Consider the following 18300-nt stretch of genomic DNA (forward strand, 5'->3'; position numbering starts at 1 on the left):
GAACATCATGGTGAAGCGAAGTGCGTTCATTGCGTCGGTGGCCGGGTCGGCCGCGGTTGCCGCCGGTCGTCCGGAGATCGCTGAGGCGCACGCGCAGACGTCGCCCGTCTTCGTCAATACGTGGAGCGATAGTTTCCCGTATTTGCCGATTGCCGGCGACGTCTATAAAAAGAGCGGTTCGCTGATGGATGCCGTCGAGAAGGCCATCAATGCCGTCGAAGACGATCCGAACATCCACACGGTCGGCTATGGCGGCTTTCCGAATGCAGACGGCGAGGTGGAGCTCGATGCGGCCATTATGGATGGCACCCTCGTGCGCGCGGGAAGTGTGTGCAGCCTGCAGACGATCAAGAATCCGATCTCGGTCGCGCGGGCGCTGATGGAGAATACGTATCATACGACGATTGCGGGTGCCGGTGCGCTGAAGTTCGCGCGCGAGATGGGATTTAGATCGACGGACTTGCTGACGCCCCAAGCGCGCGCCGCGTGGGAAGCGTGGAAGCGGGACCCGCACCATCAGACGTATTGGCTGCCCGGACATTCGCCCGCGAACTCGTCACACCACGACACGGTGGGTTTGCTCGGGTACGACGGCAGAGGCCACGTCGTCGCCGGCTGTTCGACGAGCGGCATCGCTTGGAAGCTACCGGGTCGCGTAGCGGATTCATCGTTGGTCGGCTGTGGGCTCTACGCCGACGATAACGTTGGCGCGGCCGCGGGGACCGGCGACGGCGACGTGATGACGAACTACTGTTTGAGTTTTCTAGTCGTGACGCTGATGGGGCAAGGCCTTTCGCCGCAACGAGCGTGCGAAGAAGGCTTGCGGCACATGGCGCGCACCGACCCGAAGACGACGTCGATCCAAGCCGCAGTGATTGCCGTTAGCAATCGCGGCACCGTCGGCGCCGCACAGATGCGCAGCGACTCACGGTTCCATTACGGTGTCTGGCGCGACGGATCCGCGAAGCTGCACGTCGCCGCAGCAATCGTAACGGCGGTGCAGTGACCGCTACCTTACGCGGCAATCGAAAACTCGGTTCGAAAGATCGTGGCGACGTAGTCGTACATCTCCGGATCGACGCGCAATAGGCGGCGGCGCGTCGCGCGCGGCCACGGCGATGCGGGATCGTTGATCTCGACGTACGCGCGCACGCTTTCCGCGAAGTATTCGTCGACGCCGGTAGCGGCGTATGGCGTAACGAACGCCGGCGCATTGCCAAAGAGCGTGCGCACGCGCGGATCGACACCGGAACGGTACACGCCGCAACCGAGGGCGCAATCGAGTGCGTGCGCGAACTCGTGCGCGACGGTCATCGGACTGCGCGATCGCAGATACACGGTGCGTTCTTCGACGACGAATAATCCGGCCGGCGGACACGGCCACGCGTCGACGTCGATGCCGAGCCGCATGAGCGCACCCGACGCGTGGGCGTACGATTCACCCCGCGTGAGAAGCACGACGCGAATGGCCGCATCGCGCGCGTAGGCCAGCGGACCCATACCAAAGCGAACGAGCGTCGCCACGGCATCGTCTTCGATCGGACGCGCGCTTTCGCGCGTAAAGAGTGAACGCGCCAGCTCTGCGGTTGGTTCGTGCATGCCTGCATCGTCGCCGCCGGGCGTGACGCCGAGATGACCGCGATATTGCCGTTTTGCAAAAGGTCAGGTCGCAGCGGCTTGCGAACACCGGGCCTTCATGCGTACGAGAAATCTATTTGCGGCAGCGGCACTTGCGTGTGCGACTGCTTGTACCGGCATGGGAGGCGGGCATGCGATCCCGCAGGCTCCCGATCAAGCAAGCGCGCTGTTCGGCGACGCCGGCGGCACGGCTTCGGTCTTAAAGACTCTGAAGAAGCACGTGGCGATCGGTTCGACGGTCGATCCGGACAACGGCGACGTCAATCCCTACGGATTGACGATCGTCGGAAGCACGCTCTACGTTTGCAACTTCAACAACTCGGCGAACGTTCAGGGCATGGGCACGACGATCGTTACGCTTTCCACGAAGCCCGGCTCGGCGCCGCAGCATTTTGCCGGCGACAGCTCGCTCCTGGGATGTTCCGCGTTGTCGGCCAGCAAGAAACAAAACGGTGTCTACAGCATCTACTCAACCGGAGCGCTGGCACCGGCGATCGACCAATATTGCGCCACGAGTAAGTGCGGCGGTGTTGGAAAGCAACTCAAATCGATCACCAACAAGCTCTCGCGTCCGTGGGGCGCGGCGTGGGCGGTCTCGAGCGGCGTCTACTTTTACGCATCGAAAGCGCTGTTTGTCAGCGACGCGACGACGGGATCCATTCTTCTCGCGGTTTCGTGCGCGGGAGGCGGCGGATGCACGGCGCCGATGACGCCCATCGTCACCGGCTTTAAAGTCAACCACGGACAGCCGGGCAGCATTCTCGGTCCCTCCGGCCTCGTATTCGATCCGAAGAACTGCGTGAAGATCGGCGCCAATCCGGCGTGCGGAACGCTCTATGTCGTCGACGGCGCCAATAACACCGTCGTCGCGATCCACAACGTCATGAATCTGCGCAAGCCCAAGAGCATCACGGTCGGGAAGAGCGGAAAGACGTTCGGCGGTCCCGAGAAGTCGTGGGCCTCGTTAGTCTACTCCGGCAGTCCGCTCAAAGGTCCGATCAGCGCCGCGGAGTTCGCCAACGGCAACTTGGTCGTCGGCAACACGACCGAGCCGGCGGGCACGAACAGCCTGATCGAAATCGCTAAGCCCGCGTGTTCGGCGGTGCCCTGCAAACCTTCAACCGTTTTGGATAAAGTCAACGTCGACAAAGGTGCGGCGGGCGCACTGTTCGGTCTCGCCGTCGGCGGTACCAAGAAGAGCCCGGTGCTGTACTTCAACGACGATAACACTAATACGGTAGATGCGCTGACGAAGTAAAACCGGGACGGTCGTCGCGCGGCGCCGGCACCACGTGAATGGTCACGGTGTCGGCCGAGCGTCCGTCGTAGGCGCGTACGGTCCACGTCCCTAATCGAACCGGAAGAAACGCCGTGCCGTTCGCATCCAATGCGAGCGGCACGCCGTTTGCCGACCAGAGTACGGCCCCGATCGACGGAGCGATCGCGCGCAGTGCGAGGCGCTGCTCGCGCGCCTGCAGCGGTGACGTTACGGCGTTGCGTTCGAACACGTCGCCGTCGTGCGGAAAAACGATGCGGACGCGGCGCGAAGCGATCTCGCGATGCTGCGCGAGCCAGGGATCGTACTCGTGAGTCAAGGTCAACGGCACCGCGTGCCGCACGAACGCCACATCGCGCGGAAGCACCCACTCCTCGACGACGGCGCGGCAACCCGCCAGCGGCGCGTGGCCCGTCGTCGCACAGATTCTCACGCGCACGTACCCCGGCGGCGGCGGATACGGCGGCGGATCGCCGTTTTCGTGCAGGTGCAGCATGATGCGATTCCACAGCGGTCCGGCACCGGTGACGCCGGAAACGCCGCGCATCGCCGAACCGTCGAAGTTTCCGACCCACACGCCAACGGTGTACTCACGCGAGAACCCGACCGTCCACGTGTCGCGAAAGTCCGACGACGTTCCGGTTTTCACCGCCGCCCAGAACGGCATTTCGAGCACCGAATGAATGCCGAACGCTTTGACGCGCGCGTGCGGGTCGGCAAGCATGTTGCCGACGAGCGCCCACGTCGCCGCAGTGCCGACGGGGCGCGCCGGCGCGGCGTTCCCGGTGAGATGCAGCGGAACGTACGAACCGCTCCGCGCCATCGTCGCGTAGGCCTGCACCAGTTCCCAGAGCGTCACCTCGCCGCTGCCTAACGTCAAGCCGAGTCCGTAATACGAAGCCGGGTGGTCGAGATGTTCGAAGTGCAGCGCGTGCAGCCGGTCGAGCAGCACGTCGACGCCGAGCGACGACAAGACGTGTACTGCGGGGACGTTGAGCGAGTTCGCCAGCGCGTAGCGAACGCGCACCGGGCCGCTGAACCGTCCGCTATAGTCGGCCGGCTGGTAGAGCTTGCCGCCCGGGATCGCGTACGTTGACGGCACGTCGGGCAGAATCGTCGTGGAACGGATCGTTCCGTTTTCGAGCGCCGCCTCGTAGGTAAACGGTTTGAGCGACGAGCCCGGCTGGCGCAGTGCCTGCACGCCGTCGTTGCGTCCCAGAATTTCGTCGGAGAAGTAATCGGGAGATCCGACGTACGCGAGCACTGCACCGGTCGCATTGTCGACGACGAGCGCCGCGGCATCGTTGACGTGATACGCGTCGAGCGCGCCGGCCACGTCGCGCGTCTGCGCCTGCACGAAGCGCTGCAGCGCGCGGTCGAGGGTCGTGCGCACGCGTCCGCTTCCCGGCGGCACTCGCGAGTAGAGATAGAAGAGCGCGTGCGCCGCGTCGGCAATTCCGGCGTCGTGGCGGCGCACGTGGAGCGTTTCGCCAAGCGCGCGCGACGCTTGCGCCGGCGAGATATCGCCGAGTGCGGCCATTCGGCCGAGCACGTAGTGCTGTCGCGCCCGCAGCGCCTTCCAGCCGGTGTCGGGTGATAGGCGGCCGGGGTCGTTGGGAATCGCGGCCAGCAGTGAGGCCTGGGCGACGTCGAGGTCGGATGCGGGCTCGCCGAAGTACGTGCGCGCCGCGGCCTCGACGCCGTAGAGATTGCCGCCCATCGGAACGCGGTTGACGTACGCTTCGAGGATTGCCGTCTTGCTCGAGCGGACCGCGATGCGTTCGGCGTCCACGATTTGCGCCAGCTTCCCCGACGGCTGGAGTAGACGTGCGAGCTGCATCGCGATCGTCGAGCCGCCGCTGCGCGGTTCGCCGTACACGATCAGCTCGCGCGCGGCGCGAATCAGTGCCGGCACGTCGACCGCTCCGTGTCGATAGAAACGAGCGTCCTCGGCAGCGACGATGGCGTCCACGAATGCGGGCGAGACGCGCGAGAGCGGGACGAAGACGGCGTGCGACGAGTCCGAAGCTAAAATCGTCCCCAGCGGTGCGCCGGTTCGATCGGTAAAGGTGACGGCATCGCGGCCTCGCGCAAGCGTCGAGACGTCCACGCCCCAGAGATAGACGCCCAGGAGCGTCGCGGCCGCTGCGACGACCGCGATAAAAGGTACGACGCGCACAAAGAGTTTCACGTTGCTTGAGTTAATGTACGACGGCGGTGCGTAGATCGCTGTTTTTCGCCGTTACCCTGATCGCTGCTGCCGCAGCCGTGACGTCGTGCAATCAAAACGCGCCCACACCCACAAAGCTGTCGCCCGTGGCACCGCTCGTAAAGCCGGTGCTGCCCACGTGGATCGCTTCGATTTCGCCGACCGGCAAGACGGAGTCGCTCGCGCAGGTCCGCGTTATCTTCGCCAAACCGGTTGCGAAGGTCGAAGCGCTGTCGGGGGCCGGTCCGGCCGACGTGCTGTCGCACTTCTCGCTCGATCCGCCGCTCAAAGGAAAGTTCTCGCTGCTCACGCCGCGCATGGTCGGCTTCGTCGCGGAGCAAGCCCTGCCGATCGGCACCCGCGTGGCGGTCAAGCTCTCCGCCGGCCTGCACGATCTCGACGGCGACACGCTTGCCAACGACCTCGCGTGGACGTTCGAGACCGATCCGCTCGCGATGACCAACTTGCCGTCCCTCAAAGCCGCACAGGACGAAAGCGCGACGCCCGGGCCGGCCCCGACGTTACCCACGCTCAAGATTACGTCCAACGCCGCGGTCGACGCGTCCTCGCTCGCGGCGCATACGACGTTCCAAGGCGGCGGCGAGATGGTGCCGGCTACCGCCGTCCTCGAAGCGCAGCCTACGCCGTATCCCGCAAGCAACAGTGCGGAGCTCTTCGATCCGTCGCTCAACGACTGGACGTACGACGTCAAGCCGCAGCGCGATTTGAAGACGAGCACCACCTACTCGCTGGTCATCGCTGCGGGTGTCGAGCCTGCCTACGGCAACGTTGCGTCGAGCAAACAGTTCAGCGGCGCTATTCACACGTACGACGCATTGGCGATCGTGCCGACGCCGAGCGCGAGTCCCGCGCCCGGCTCCGGATCCCGGTTTGCCGCCGGCGATCCGTCCATCGCGTTCAACAATCCGCTCGACGCAAAGTCGATCGCGGGAGCCGTGACCGTTTCGCCGGCGCCCGCGAACGTCAAATCGCTCGTCACACTTTCCGACGACGGCACGACGTTGTCGATCGATCCCTACGCTCTCGATCCCGACGCGACGTACGCTGCCACCCTCGGGCCCACGATCAAAGACGTGTTCGGGCAAACGCTCGGTCAGGCGCGCACGATCACGATTCGCACCAGCGACTTCGGTCCGGGCGCGTGGGCGCCGAGCGGAGCCAACGTGATCGCGGCCGGCGCGCCGGTGCAGCTCAACTTCTACGCGACGAATCTTCCGCGCAACGCGTATCGCATGGCGACCGCGCGAGTTGCCGCCAACGACCTGATGACGAGTCTCGACGCGCTGCACTGGCTGCCCGCTCCGTCGGCGTGGCCCGAGCACACGCTCGCGGGTGCCAAACGCAACGCGCAGAGCGTCGTCCGCGTGTCGCTGCAGGCGCAGCTCGGGGGCCCGTACGGTGCGCTCGCCTATGGTTTCCGCACGGATTTGGATCCGGCCGACAGCAGCCCGGGACTGGTAGGTATCGCGCAGCTAACGAACATCGGCGTCTTCGCGCAGTGGTTCCCGCAGCGCGGTATCGTGATGACCCAGCACTTGAGCGACGGTTCCCCGGCTGCCGGCGTCAACGTGACGCTCTATCGCTACGACAACTCGAACAACACGGTGCTCGGCACGTGCGCGCAGGGCACGACGGGCCAAAACGGTGAGGCCGATTTCTCCGGCGTCGACATCGAACGCTGTTACGCCGGTGCCGACGCCAATCAAGCGCCGACGATGGGTGTGGTTGCTACCGAAGGCGGCGACGTTGCGACGTTGCAGACGCAGAGCTATAGTGGCATCTACCGCTTCGACGTCAACGGCGGCTGGTCGTCGGGCGCGCCGCTCTCGCGCGGAACCGTGTTCCCGGATCGCGACATGTATCAGCCCGGCGAAACCGGCGAAATCACCGGCGTCGCCTATTACGTCAGCGGCGATCGCATCGTCGCGGATCGCAACGCGACGTACGCGCTCACCTTGCAGGATCCCAGTAATAATAAGAGCTCGCTCGGATCGGTTAAGACCGACGCGTACGGGATTTTCTCGCTGCCGCTGATCTTCTCGAAGCAGCAGGCGTTGGGCTATTACACGGTCGACGCCAAAGGTGCGAGCGGAAACGACATCAACGGCGGATTTCGTGTTGCCGAGTTCAAGCCGCCGAACTTCAAGCTGACGTTGTCGCTGAGCGGAACGTCCGCGCAAGCCGGCAGCGAGGTGCGGGCAAACGCGAACGCCATGTATCTCTTCGGCGCCCCGCTGCAAGGCGGAAGCGCGCACGCGTACGTCACGCGCGAGCTGGCGTCGGTTCAACCGCAGGGATGGGACGCGTTCTTGTTCGGGCGTCAGTGGTTCTATCCCGAGCAGACGCCGTCGTTCGACACCGACGTGCTGCAGCGCGATCTGCCGCTCGACGCGCAGGGCAACGCGAGCTTGAGCGTCAGCGTGCCGGGCGATCTGCCGTTCCCGATGACGTACACCGTCGACATGGAAACCACCGACGTCTCGAACCTATCGGTCTCCGACTCGAAGAGTTTTCTGGCGCTGCCGGGTGACGGCGTTATCGGTATCAGCTCCGACGTGGGCGGCGTGGCCGGAAAACCGATGCCGCTGCACGTGATCGTCACCGACGCCGGCGGCCATCCGATCGCCGGACGCGGCGTGCATCTCGTGTTGCAGAAGATGACGTACACGTCGGCGACCCAGGAAGTCGAAGGCGGTCAGAGCGCGCAGCAATCGATCGAGTATGCGGATGCCGGCAGCACCGACGTGACGTCGGCTCAGGCGCCGGTGGACGCTCAGTTGACGCCGCCCGACCCCGGACCTTATCGCGTCGTCGCAAACTTTGCGAGCGCTCAAGGTGATGCAACCTCGACCGATTATCAGATTTTTGCGTTCGGTCCGGGCGAAGCCGATTGGGGCTTGAGCGATGCCAACGCGGTCGCGGTGAAGCTCGACAAGAAGTCGTATGCGGTCGGCGACACCGCGACCGCGATGGTCGCTTCGCCGTATGCGAAGGCGGACGTCTACGTAAGCGTGGTGCGCGGCGACATGCTGTATCGCACGACAATGCGCGGCGCCGGCGGCGCCGCGCGCGTTTCGTTCAAGATCACGCCCCAGATGCTGCCCAACGCGGCGTTCGAAGCGGTCGTCGTTCGCCGGGGTCCCAGCGTCGCGTCGGCCAAGCCGGGCAGCGTCGACGGCCTGTCGCGCGTCGGCATGGCGAGCTTCGAAGTCAGCACGGCCGACCGGTATCTGAAGCTCGGCATCGTTCCCAAGTCCGCCAAGGTGCAGCCGGGCGGCTCGCAGCACGTCGATTTTGCCCTCACGCACAAAGACGGCAGCCCGGCGCGCGGCGAGGTCGTTGCGATGGTCGTCAACGACGCGATCTTACAGCTCTCGGGCTATCGCCCTCCGGACTTGGTGCAGACCGTCTTCGCCGATCAACCCGTCTCGACGATCTTCTCGGACAATCGCGAGGGCATCGTGCTGCAAACGCAAACGCCGCCCCCCGAGAAAGGCTTCGGCTATGGCGGCGGATACTTGGCGGGCGCCGCGAGCACGCGCGTGCGGCAGCACTTCTTGCCGCTGGCATTCTATCGCGTGCTGCCGACCGACGCATCGGGCAAAGCCGGCGTCACGTTCTCGATGCCCGACGACCTCACGACGTGGCGCGTGATGGCGGTAGCGGTTGCCGATGACGATGCGCACTTTGTTACGTCGGATACGACGTTCATCTCGGCGCTGCCGTTGATGACCAATCCGCTGCTGCCGCAGTTCGCGCGGCCCGGCGACACGTTCGGACTCGGCGTCTCGGCGTCGAATCAAACCGGTAACGGCGGTGCGCTCGATTTAGTGCTGCAGCTCAGCGGTGCGTTGGCGTTTACGTCGGGCGACCCGCACCGGATGCAAACGTCCGACCAAGCTTCGACCGGCACGCAGGCGTGGCGCTTCCCGGTACACGTGGGGACGCCGTCGCCGACGATGGTTGAAGCAACGAGCCATTTGGGCTCGGCAAGCGATGCGTTCAAGGTTTCGTTCGGGGCGATCGATCGCGGCAGCACCGACGCGGTGATCGAGAGCAGCGCAACCGCGTCGCGTGTGTCGATTCCGATCGATTTGAACCGCGGCGGTTTCGTGCAGATTACACTGGCCAACTCCATCGTTCCGCAGTTCGTCGTTCCCAGCGAACGAATGATGGACGCCGATCCGTATCCCTTCGCGGACGAGCTCGCCTCGCGATTGGAGGTTGCCGGCGCGCTGCAGGGATTACGCGGGCCGTACCGTCTGAATCTTTCGTTCGATCCGGCAGCGCAGATAGCGACCGTGCTTGCGAAACTGTACGCGCTGCAGCGCGACGACGGCGGCTTCGCGTATTGCGAGGGATCGAAGGCGAGCGATCCGTTTGCCACCGCCTACGCGTTGGAAGCCCTGGCCTTCGCCCAAGCGCACGGCGTTGCCGTCGATTCGGGTGTCGTCTCTCGCGCGCAGGCCTTCGTCGCCCAATCGCTGGCCAACCCGTCGCGCTATAAATGGTGCGACGACGCGCACTGTAAGGCACAGCTGCGATTCGAGGCGCTGTGGGCGCTGGCGGCAAGCGGACGCCGTCAGACCGACTTCCTCAACGATATCGTCGCGCAGCAGTCGACGTTCGATCCCGCGACCAAAATCCGGTTGGCGCGGTTCTTGCTGGCGACGCCGGGGTGGCAGAGTCAGGGAGCCGCGCTCGCCGATCGTTTACAGCAAACGCTGTACGTCACCGGACGGTACTCCGCCGCTAACGTGTCGTCGCAGTGGGGATGGATGGGTTCGACCGTCGACGCACAGGCGCAGATGCTGCAGCTGCTGATCGAGCGTCACGCTCCGGTCGAACAGCTCGACGGTGCCGTGCGCCAACTGGTCGCACAGCAATGCCGCTGCGGATGGCCGACGATCGACGACACCGCCTCGGCAACGATGGCGCTCGCCGCGTACGCTGCGACCGAGCATTTAGGGCCGGCATCGGCGATGGTGACGGCCGGCGGCGCGACCTTGGCATCGGCGCAGTTCAACGGCGTTGCGTCGTCGCAGAGCGTGACGATTGCGGCGAGCAAAGTCAAGGGCGGCGCTCTCGACGTCGCGGCGCAGGGCGGAACGATTCACTACATCGTGCTTTACTCGTATCCGGTTGCTGCGAACGCGCCGGGCGAGCTCGCGGCGTTCCGCGTGATCCGCACGGTCGCTCCACCGGGAGCGAGCAGCACGCCGGTAGCGACCATGGATTTGGCAGCCGTCGCGCCGGTCGACATCACTGCCGGCAACGTCTTCGACGTCGGCGTGCGCGTGATCGTCGATCATCCGGTCGACCGCCTATTGATCGAAGATCCGCTGCCGGCCGGTTTTGAAGCCGTCGATACGAGCTTCCGCACGACGTTAGCGACGCTCGTGCCGCAAAGCGACAGCTGGGAACTCGACACGCAGCAAATTTATCGCGACCGCGTGATGGGATTTGCGGAGCACTTAGGTCCGGGCGTGTACGAGATGCACTATCTGGTGCGGTCGGTGACGCCGGGAACGTTCTTGTGGCCCGGCGCGAAGGCGTATCTGCGCGACGCGCCCGAACAGTTCGGCCGCAGCGCCTCAACGCAACTCCACATCACGCCTTAGGGCCAAAATGTTAGCTGCGCTAGACCGCCGCATTGTCATCCTGAGCGTAGCGCCCGCAGGGCGCGGAGTCGAAGGGCAGGCGTATCCCACGTCTAACGGCTGTTAAGGTGACACGCGAGATGCTCCCGTTTTATCTCGTTACCGCTGGGTGGCTCACGCTTTCGGTGGTCATTTGGATCAAGGCAAGACCTTGGGCTGAGAAGCAAATTGAACTCTACAATCGCGGCGGTCCGCTAATGTGGCTTTATAAAATTGGATCCTTCGGAATCGCTTCTCGCCCTGGATATTGGGAGATCAGCTACCGCGCAGTCGCTGTCTTCGGCGTGATGTTTGGAACCTTGGTAGCTCTACACCCTAGCGCCTGCCCTTCGACTCCGCTCGCCCTCGCTACGCTCAGGATGACAGAAGTGCCGCATTCTTCGTCAGTGATTCCGGACCGTAACCATAATCGCGCACACTGTATCATGGGTGCGCAGGAGGGCATTGATGTTTCGCACGGTGCTGGTTGCCACGGACGGATCTGACGAGGCGATGGCCGCCGTCCGCAAGGCTGTGGAGTTGACACTCTCGCTGGGGGCCGGCGCGAGCCTCCATATCGCGTCGGTGGTTGCGTATGCGGATATCCCGTTGATGCTTGCGAAGCAGCCCGCCAACGCGCCCGACTTGCTCTCCGACCAAGCCCAGGAGGCGGTCCAGCTGGCGGCAGCCCTAGCCTTCGCCACCGGCCTGCAGCCGCAAACCCACCTGCTGACCGGCGAGGTGGTCCCGGCGCTCCTGGAATGCGCCGAAAAGGTCGGAGCCGACGTTCTGGTCGCGGGTTACCGCGGGCGCAACCGGCTCGCGGCAATCGTGATGGGCAGCGTAGCCGGAAAGATCGTCCGGTCGACGGCCATTCCCGTCATGGTCGTTCGGGAGCCCGAGTAACCGTGCCCCTGAAATAAGCTTGCTCGGGCCTTGCATTATTAGTTTTAATAATGCTATACCTAATCACACATGGCATCCCGAGTCGCAGAGCGGGCTTCCCAGCCCTCCGCCCGCGTAGCGGAAACGCTTATTCGCGGACCCATCAAGTCCAAGACGGTCTTCCCCGTCTTGGTGCTGCACTTGCTCGCCGAACAGCCCGATACCGGTTCCGGTTTGATGGCGCGCATCGAAGCGCTGTGTGAGGGCCTGCTGGCCGTCAACACGAACACCATCTACCCGCTATTGCGGCGGCTCGAGGAACGCGGTTTCATCGTCGGCGAGTGGGAGCATCCCACCAAACGTTCGCGCCGCTTTTACAAAGTTACCGACGCCGGAATCGAGCGACTCGACCGCATCAAGACCGGGATGCTGCCTTACCTCGAGATGTTAGCCGCTTCCGTTGCGCGTTTGCGCGGCGAGTTGTACGCCTCGGCTTCCTGACCACCACTTCATAGAAGAAAGACGTAAACAACGATGAGCACGTACCGCGCCCCCCTTCGCGACATGCAGTTCGTTCTGCGCGAGCTTGCAAACGTCGAAGAACTTTCGAAGCTTCCCGGCTGCGAACAAACGTTGGACGTCCTCGATCCGATTCTCGAGGAGGCCGGAACGTTTGCAACCGAGGTGCTCGATCCGATCAACCGGATCGGCGACAAAGAAGGCTGCACGTGGAACGACGGTGAGGTTACGACGCCCAAGGGCTTCAAAGAGGCGTACAAAAAGTTCGCCGACGCCGGCTGGATCGGTCTTCCCGTTCCCGAGGAATACGGCGGTCAAGGGCTGCCGTCGCTGTTGCTCGGCCCGACGTTGGAGATGTGGAACGCGGCCAACATCGGTTTTGCAAACGGTCCACTGCTCAATCAAGGCGCAATCGAAGCGATCGAGCTGTGCGGAAGCGACGAACAGAAGAAGACGTACATTCCGAACCTCGTCAGCGGCAAGTGGACCGGCACGATGTGCCTCACCGAACCGCAAGCCGGGTCGGACCTCGCGCAAGTACGTACGAAAGCCGTTCCGGAAGGCGACCGGTACCGCCTGACCGGTCAGAAAATATTCATCACGTTCGGCGAGCACGACATGGCCGAGAACATCATTCACTTGGTGCTCGCGCGTCTGCCGGACGCGCCGGAAGGCACCAAGGGCATCTCGCTCTTCGTCGTGCCGAAGTTCGTCGTCACCGCGGACGGAAAGGTCGGCGAGCGCAACGACATCGTTTGCGCCGGCATCGAGCACAAGCTCGGTATCAACGGTAATCCGACCTGCACGATGAGCCTGGGCGAGAAGGGCGGCGCCGTCGGTTATCTGGTCGGCGAAGCCAATCGCGGCCTCGAGTACATGTTCATCATGATGAACGCCGCGCGATTTTCCGTCGGCGTGCAAGGCATCGCGTTGGCCGATCGCGCCTACCAACACTCGCTCGAGTACGCCAAGGAGCGCGTCCAGTTCCGCGACGTCACCACGCGCGACAAGAGCGCGGTAACGATTATCCACCATCCCGACGTGCGCCGCATGCTCATGTGGCAGAAGGCCACGATCGAGGCGATGCGCGCGCTGGCCTACGTCACCGCCGCGTCGCTCGACTACGCCCATAAGAGTCCCGACGAGAAAGTGCGCAAGGAGCACAAGGCGTTCGTCGAGCTCATGATTCCGGTCGTCAAAGGCTGGTGCACCGAGAACGCGATCGATCTCTGCTCGAACGCGCTCCAGATCTTCGGCGGCATGGGCTACATCGAAGAGACCGGCATCGCACAGCAGTACCGCGACGTGCGCATCATCACCATCTACGAGGGCACGACCGGCATTCAGGCCCTCGATCTTCTCGGCCGCAAGCTCATCGGCGACATGGGCGCGAGCGCGATGGCCGTCGGCAAGAAGATGGAAGCCACCGCCAAGGAGTGCGCCGCCAGCGACAACGCCGACGTCAAAAGCATCGGCGAAGCGCTGCTCAAGAGCCTCGCCGCGCTGACGGAAGTCTCGCAGTGGATGGGCATGACGGGCATGGGCGACATGAAAAAAGCGCTCGCGTGCAGCGTGCCCTACCTCAAGCTGTGGGGCGTGATCGCCGGCGGCTGGCAGATGGCCCGCGCCGCGCACATCTCGGCTGCAAAAATCGCCGCCGGCGACCCGGAAGCGGAGTTTTATAAAGCCAAGCTTGCGACGGCGAAGTTCTACGCGACGCACGTCCTGTCGCAAGGCGCGTACTTCACGAAACAGATCATGGACGGTTCCGGCGATGTGATGACGCTCACCGAAGACCAGTTCGAACTCGATCGAAAGATGACGGTAACGGCATAACCATGGGACAAGTACGCATTGAAGATCGCGACGGCGTTCGCGTGATCACCCTCGACAATCCGCCGGTCAACGCCCTCTCGTTTGCCTACTCGGCGGAGCTGCTCAACACCGTCGAAGCGGCAGAAGCCGATCCGGGCGTCAAAGCGATCATCTTCACCGGCGCCAACGGGTTGTTCAGCGGCGGCGCCGACGTGAACGATTTCTCGACGGAGCCGACGCCCGAAACGAAGACCGTTCGCGACGTCATCGCGGCGGTGGAGCGCGGCGCGAAGACGTACGTCGCGGCGATCGACGGAAACTGTATGGGCGGCGGTCTCGAGCTGTCGCTCGCGTGCGACTATCGCGGGGCGACCCAACGCTCGAAGGTCGGCCTGCCGGAAATCAAGCTCGGTTTGCTGCCGGGTGCCGGCGGGACACAGCGGCTGCCGCGTCTCATCGGCGCGCAGGCGGCGCTCGAGTTCATGCTCAAAGGCAACACGCACCCGGCGGACAAGGCAAAAGAGCTCGGCATTATCGACGAGATCATCGATGATAACGCCGTCGACGACGCCGTCGCATTCGCCAAAAAAGTTATCGATCCGGCGCAAGGGATGCCGGCCAAGCGGCGCATCTCGAAGATGAAGCCGTTCATCGGCAAAGGGATCTCGACGCAAGCGGGACCCTTCGTGGTGTCGCAAGCGCACAAGATGGTGCCCCCCGAGGACAACGGCGGATTCGCCGCGCACAAGCTCATCGACGCCGTCGAAGCCGCGGTCGAAATGCCGTTCGAGTTCGGCATCGCGCGCGAAGCGCGGCTTTTTGAAGAGCTTGCGCGCTCGGCGCCGTCGTTCGCCCTGCGCCACGTGTTCTTCGCGGAGCGCGAGCTCTCCAAGATTCCGGGGCTTCCGGCGGCCGAACCGATCGATATCAAGAAGGCCGGCGTGATCGGTGCGGGCACGATGGGCAGCGGCATCGCGATAACGTTCGCGCAAGCCGGCATTCCCGTCGTGGTCGTCGACTCCAACGACGAAGCCGTCGACAAAGCTCGTCAAACCGTGATGGGCATGTTCATGTATCAGGTGCAGAAGGGCAAGCTGACGCAAGAAGAAGCCTGGAAGCGCGGTCAGTCGATTAAGTTCACCGACGACTGGAGCGAGCTCGCCGACGCCGACGTGGTCGTCGAAGCGGTGTTCGAGAACATGGACGTCAAGAAAGACGTCTTCACCAGGCTCGAATCGATCGTAAAGCCCGAAGCGATCTTCGCTTCGAACACCTCCACGCTCGACATCGACGAGATGGCGTCGGTCACCAAACGGCCGGCACAGTTCCTCGGTCTGCACTTCTTCGTACCAGCGAACATCATGCCGCTGCTCGAGATCGTGCGCGGCTCGGAAACCTCGCCGCAGACGCTGGCGACGGCGTTCAAGCTCGGCAAGACGCTGCGCAAGACGTCGGTGCTTTCGGGGAACGCATTTGGTTTCATCGGCAATCGCATGATCTTCGATTACGCGCGTGAAGCGGTAGCGCTCGCCGAAGAGGGCGTGTCGCCGATGCGCGTCGACGCGGTAATGAAGAAGTTCGGCTTCCCGATGGGACCCTTTGCCATGAGCGATCTTTCCGGTATCGACGTCGCGTGGCACATTCAAAAATCGCGCGGCGAAGAGGGTAAGGGACGCACGAACATCATCGACCGGCTCGTCGAGCTCAAGCGGCTGGGTCAAAAGACGATGGCCGGCTACTTCAAGTACGACAAAGCCGTGGGCAAAGGCCGCGAGCCCATTGCCGATCCGCACGTCGAGGAACTCTTTGCCGAAGAGGCGCGTAAAGCCGGTATCGCCGCGCGCACCTATACCGACGACGAGATTGCCGACCGGCTCGTGTATGCGCTGATCAATCGCGGCGCGTTCTTGCTCGCCGAAGGCGTCGCGCTGCGGCCCGGCGACGTCGACATCGTCTACGTCTACGGCTACGGCTTCCCGCCGCACAAGGGCGGACCGATGTGGTACGCCGACGAGGTTGGCGTCGACACCGTCTACGCCAAGGTGGAAGAGTTTGCGCGCGAGTTCGGTCCGCAATGGACCCCAGCGCCGCTCCTGGCCGAGATAGCAAAGTCCGGCGGAACCTTCGCCAAGCACACTGCAGCCACCAAGGAGTTAGTCAATGCGTGAGGCGGTCATCGTCTCTGCCGCGCGTACGCCGATCGGGCGTGCGTTTCGCGGTGCTTTCAATCAAACGCCCGGAGCGACGATGGCGGGACACGTCGTCAAGAACGCGATGGAGCGCGCCGGTATCGATCCCGCCGAAGTCGACGACGTCGTCATCGGTTCGGGTTTGCCCGAAGGCGCAACCGGCAACAACATCGGCCGTACCGCCGCGCTGCGCGCGGGTTGTCCGGTAACGGTTGCGGGTCAAACCGTTAGCCGCTACTGTGCGTCGGGGCTCGACGCCATCGCGGCGGGCGCCAAGCGCGTTATTGCCGACGGTGCGAACGTCATCGTTGCCGGCGGCGTCGAGTCGGTCAGCATGGTGCAGAATTACTTGAACATGGAGTTCTACACCGAGGAGTGGCTGCTGCGCCATACGCCCGACGTGTACATGCCGATGCTCTATACCGCCGACAACGTTGCCAAGAAGTACGACGTGTCGCGCGATCGTCAAGACGAGTACGCGCTGCAAAGTCAGCAGCGGACCGCGGTCGCGCAGGCTGCCGGACGCTTCGACGCCGAGATCGTGGCGCTTCCGTCGTGGAAGTACGTGCAGGATAAAGACAGCGGCACCGTGAGCGAACAGCATGTGGTCCTCGATAAGGACGAAGGCAATCGTCCCGAGACGACGCTAGAAGCGTTGCAGAAACTGCCCGGCGCCGTTCCCGGCATAAAAGAAACGTCGATCACCGCCGGCAACAGTTCGCAGTTGTCCGACGGCGCCGGCGCGGTCGTCATTATGGACGCAACGCTCGCGCGGCAGCGCAATCTCGCACCCCTCGGCATTTATCGCGGCTTCGCGGTCGCGGGATGCGAGCCGGGCGAGATGGGCATCGGTCCGGTGTTCGCCGTGCCGAAGCTGCTGCAGCAGCACGGTTTGAAGATCGACGACATCGGCTTGTGGGAACTCAACGAGGCCTTTGCGGTGCAGACCGTCTACTGCCGCGACACGCTGGGCATTCCGAACGACCGCTTCAACGTCGACGGCGGCGCGATCTCGATCGGCCATCCGTACGGCATGAGCGGCGCGCGCATGACGATGCACGCGCTCATCGAAGGTAAGCGCCGCGGCGTGAAATACGTCGTCGTAACGATGTGCATCGGCGGCGGCATGGGTGCCGCGGGCCTTTTCGAAGTCGTCTAGCGCCGGCTCATGCTCGTCGCCGCACTGCTGTTGGCGCAAGTAACGCAAGGGACTCCGGTCTTTCCGTTAGCGACGCCGGCGCCCTCGCCGTCTCCCGGCGCTTCGCGGCGGCCGGCAATCGTCGATGTGGATGCCGGCGGTTCGAACTCGTATCTCAACAACGGCAAAGGGCGTTGGGAGACGGGATATTTTGGCACCTCGTATCGAGCGCCGTCCGGTTTTGGGGTTCACGTCGATGCGCTCAACGAAGTCCGCTTCGGCACGAGCACGGACGTGTACGCGGCCGGCGTCGACGTTCCGACGGGACATCCCAACGGTACTTTGCACCTCGGCTACGGCGTCAGTTCGAGGAACGAAGTCATCCCCTCGAAAGCGATTCTCGCGGGCTACGATCTACGAACGGGCGGCGGATGGAGTTACCAGTTCGGTTACGTCGGTCGCGACTTCTCGTCGGCAAGCGCGGCAAACTACGGTGTGGGGACCGACAAACATTGGGATCATCAAGCCCTCGGATATTTCCTGAATTTCTCGACCGTTTCGAGCAAGACGGGACTCGGCATCGTACAAGGTTTGCGCTGGTCCGACTTTCTGCCGCTCGACACGGTAACGCTGACGGCCGATGCAGGCCGTGGCGCCGAAAATACCGGGCGCGCGCGGGTCGCGATCCACGACGTGGTGGGCTTTGACGCCGACGAGGTCCACTGGCTCGATCCGCATACCGCAGTCCGTTTGGATGCGGGATATTTTTCCGTCGCGCGAGCATACCAGCGCTTCCTCGTCCTGGTCGGATTGCGCGTTCGCATGGGGCGCCTTTTTTAGCCCGAGGGGCCCACGGAGCGAAGGCTTGCCCCGGTTCCGGCCGATAAGGCTATTCATAGGGGCGCTCTTTGAGGCTACCCTTGATGACCTATGTGATAGAATTGTGCACCGAGCGGGCGCATGATCGTCCG

Annotated in this window: 11 protein-coding genes; 9 read left to right on the forward strand and 2 right to left on the reverse strand. The window is 63.8% G+C overall.

Annotated elements, in window-relative coordinates; translation table 11 throughout:
- Nucleotides 1-7 precede the first annotated feature (7 nt).
- Nucleotides 8-1006 (forward strand): N(4)-(beta-N-acetylglucosaminyl)-L-asparaginase, encoded by a 999-nt coding sequence (locus VGG89_16450; GenBank protein ID HEY1978144.1) that lies wholly within the window; start codon nt 8-10, stop codon nt 1004-1006.
- Nucleotides 1007-1014: 8 nt separating this feature from the next.
- Here VGG89_16450 and VGG89_16455 read toward each other — a convergent pair whose 3' ends face one another.
- Complete coding sequence (locus tag VGG89_16455; protein ID HEY1978145.1) at nt 1015-1599, reverse strand: hypothetical protein; 585 nt, start codon at nt 1597-1599, stop codon at nt 1015-1017.
- Between the two features lie 157 nt (nt 1600-1756).
- Here VGG89_16455 and VGG89_16460 point away from each other — a divergent pair, with 157 nt between their 5' ends.
- Nucleotides 1757-2896 (forward strand): hypothetical protein, encoded by a 1140-nt coding sequence (locus VGG89_16460; protein ID HEY1978146.1) that lies wholly within the window; start codon nt 1757-1759, stop codon nt 2894-2896.
- On the opposite strand, the gene pbpC is transcribed toward VGG89_16460, so the two are convergent.
- Nucleotides 2868-5105: a penicillin-binding protein 1C gene (pbpC, locus tag VGG89_16465; GenBank protein ID HEY1978147.1), complete on the reverse strand. Its 2238-nt coding sequence runs from the start codon at nt 5103-5105 to the stop codon at nt 2868-2870. The two genes, VGG89_16460 and pbpC, sit on opposite strands and share 29 nt — an antisense overlap.
- A 26-nt stretch (nt 5106-5131) precedes the next feature.
- Here pbpC and VGG89_16470 point away from each other — a divergent pair, with 26 nt between their 5' ends.
- The 7 genes from VGG89_16470 (at nt 5132) to VGG89_16500 (ending at nt 18169) form a co-directional block, all read left to right on the forward strand.
- Nucleotides 5132-10765: an Ig-like domain-containing protein gene (locus tag VGG89_16470; GenBank protein HEY1978148.1), complete on the forward strand. Its 5634-nt coding sequence runs from the start codon at nt 5132-5134 to the stop codon at nt 10763-10765.
- A 486-nt stretch (nt 10766-11251) separates the two neighbouring features.
- On the forward strand, nt 11252-11689 hold the full coding sequence (locus VGG89_16475; GenBank protein ID HEY1978149.1) for a universal stress protein: 438 nt from the start codon (nt 11252-11254) through the stop codon (nt 11687-11689).
- 69 nt (nt 11690-11758) lie between these two features.
- Complete coding sequence (locus VGG89_16480; GenBank protein HEY1978150.1) at nt 11759-12169, forward strand: PadR family transcriptional regulator; 411 nt, start codon at nt 11759-11761, stop codon at nt 12167-12169.
- A 33-nt stretch (nt 12170-12202) separates the two neighbouring features.
- Nucleotides 12203-14023: an acyl-CoA dehydrogenase gene (locus VGG89_16485; protein HEY1978151.1), complete on the forward strand. Its 1821-nt coding sequence runs from the start codon at nt 12203-12205 to the stop codon at nt 14021-14023.
- A 2-nt stretch (nt 14024-14025) separates the two neighbouring features.
- Nucleotides 14026-16170 (forward strand): 3-hydroxyacyl-CoA dehydrogenase NAD-binding domain-containing protein, encoded by a 2145-nt coding sequence (locus VGG89_16490; protein ID HEY1978152.1) that lies wholly within the window; start codon nt 14026-14028, stop codon nt 16168-16170.
- Complete coding sequence (locus VGG89_16495; protein ID HEY1978153.1) at nt 16163-17350, forward strand: acetyl-CoA C-acyltransferase; 1188 nt, start codon at nt 16163-16165, stop codon at nt 17348-17350. The genes VGG89_16490 and VGG89_16495 overlap by 8 nt, the downstream gene beginning before the upstream one ends.
- Before the next feature lie 9 nt (nt 17351-17359).
- On the forward strand, nt 17360-18169 hold the full coding sequence (locus VGG89_16500) for a YaiO family outer membrane beta-barrel protein (protein ID HEY1978154.1): 810 nt from the start codon (nt 17360-17362) through the stop codon (nt 18167-18169).
- Nucleotides 18170-18300: the final 131 nt, after the last annotated feature.

This window comes from Candidatus Baltobacteraceae bacterium, assembly GCA_036488875.1.
GTDB lineage: Bacteria > Vulcanimicrobiota > Vulcanimicrobiia > Vulcanimicrobiales > Vulcanimicrobiaceae > JAFAHZ01.

Excerpts from the sequence above, each read along its gene's own strand:
- VGG89_16450 (HEY1978144.1), top strand. The coding sequence starts at position 8 with ATGGTGAAGCGAAGTGCGTTCATTGCGTCGGTGGCCGGGTCGGCCGCG.
- VGG89_16455 (HEY1978145.1), bottom strand. The coding sequence starts at position 1,599 with ATGCACGAACCAACCGCAGAGCTGGCGCGTTCACTCTTTACGCGCGAA.
- VGG89_16460 (HEY1978146.1), top strand. The coding sequence starts at position 1,757 with ATGGGAGGCGGGCATGCGATCCCGCAGGCTCCCGATCAAGCAAGCGCG.
- VGG89_16475 (HEY1978149.1), top strand. The coding sequence starts at position 11,252 with ATGTTTCGCACGGTGCTGGTTGCCACGGACGGATCTGACGAGGCGATG.
- VGG89_16480 (HEY1978150.1), top strand. The coding sequence starts at position 11,759 with ATGGCATCCCGAGTCGCAGAGCGGGCTTCCCAGCCCTCCGCCCGCGTA.
- VGG89_16485 (HEY1978151.1), top strand. The coding sequence starts at position 12,203 with ATGAGCACGTACCGCGCCCCCCTTCGCGACATGCAGTTCGTTCTGCGC.
- VGG89_16490 (HEY1978152.1), top strand. The coding sequence starts at position 14,026 with ATGGGACAAGTACGCATTGAAGATCGCGACGGCGTTCGCGTGATCACC.
- VGG89_16495 (HEY1978153.1), top strand. The coding sequence starts at position 16,163 with ATGCGTGAGGCGGTCATCGTCTCTGCCGCGCGTACGCCGATCGGGCGT.
- VGG89_16500 (HEY1978154.1), top strand. The coding sequence starts at position 17,360 with ATGCTCGTCGCCGCACTGCTGTTGGCGCAAGTAACGCAAGGGACTCCG.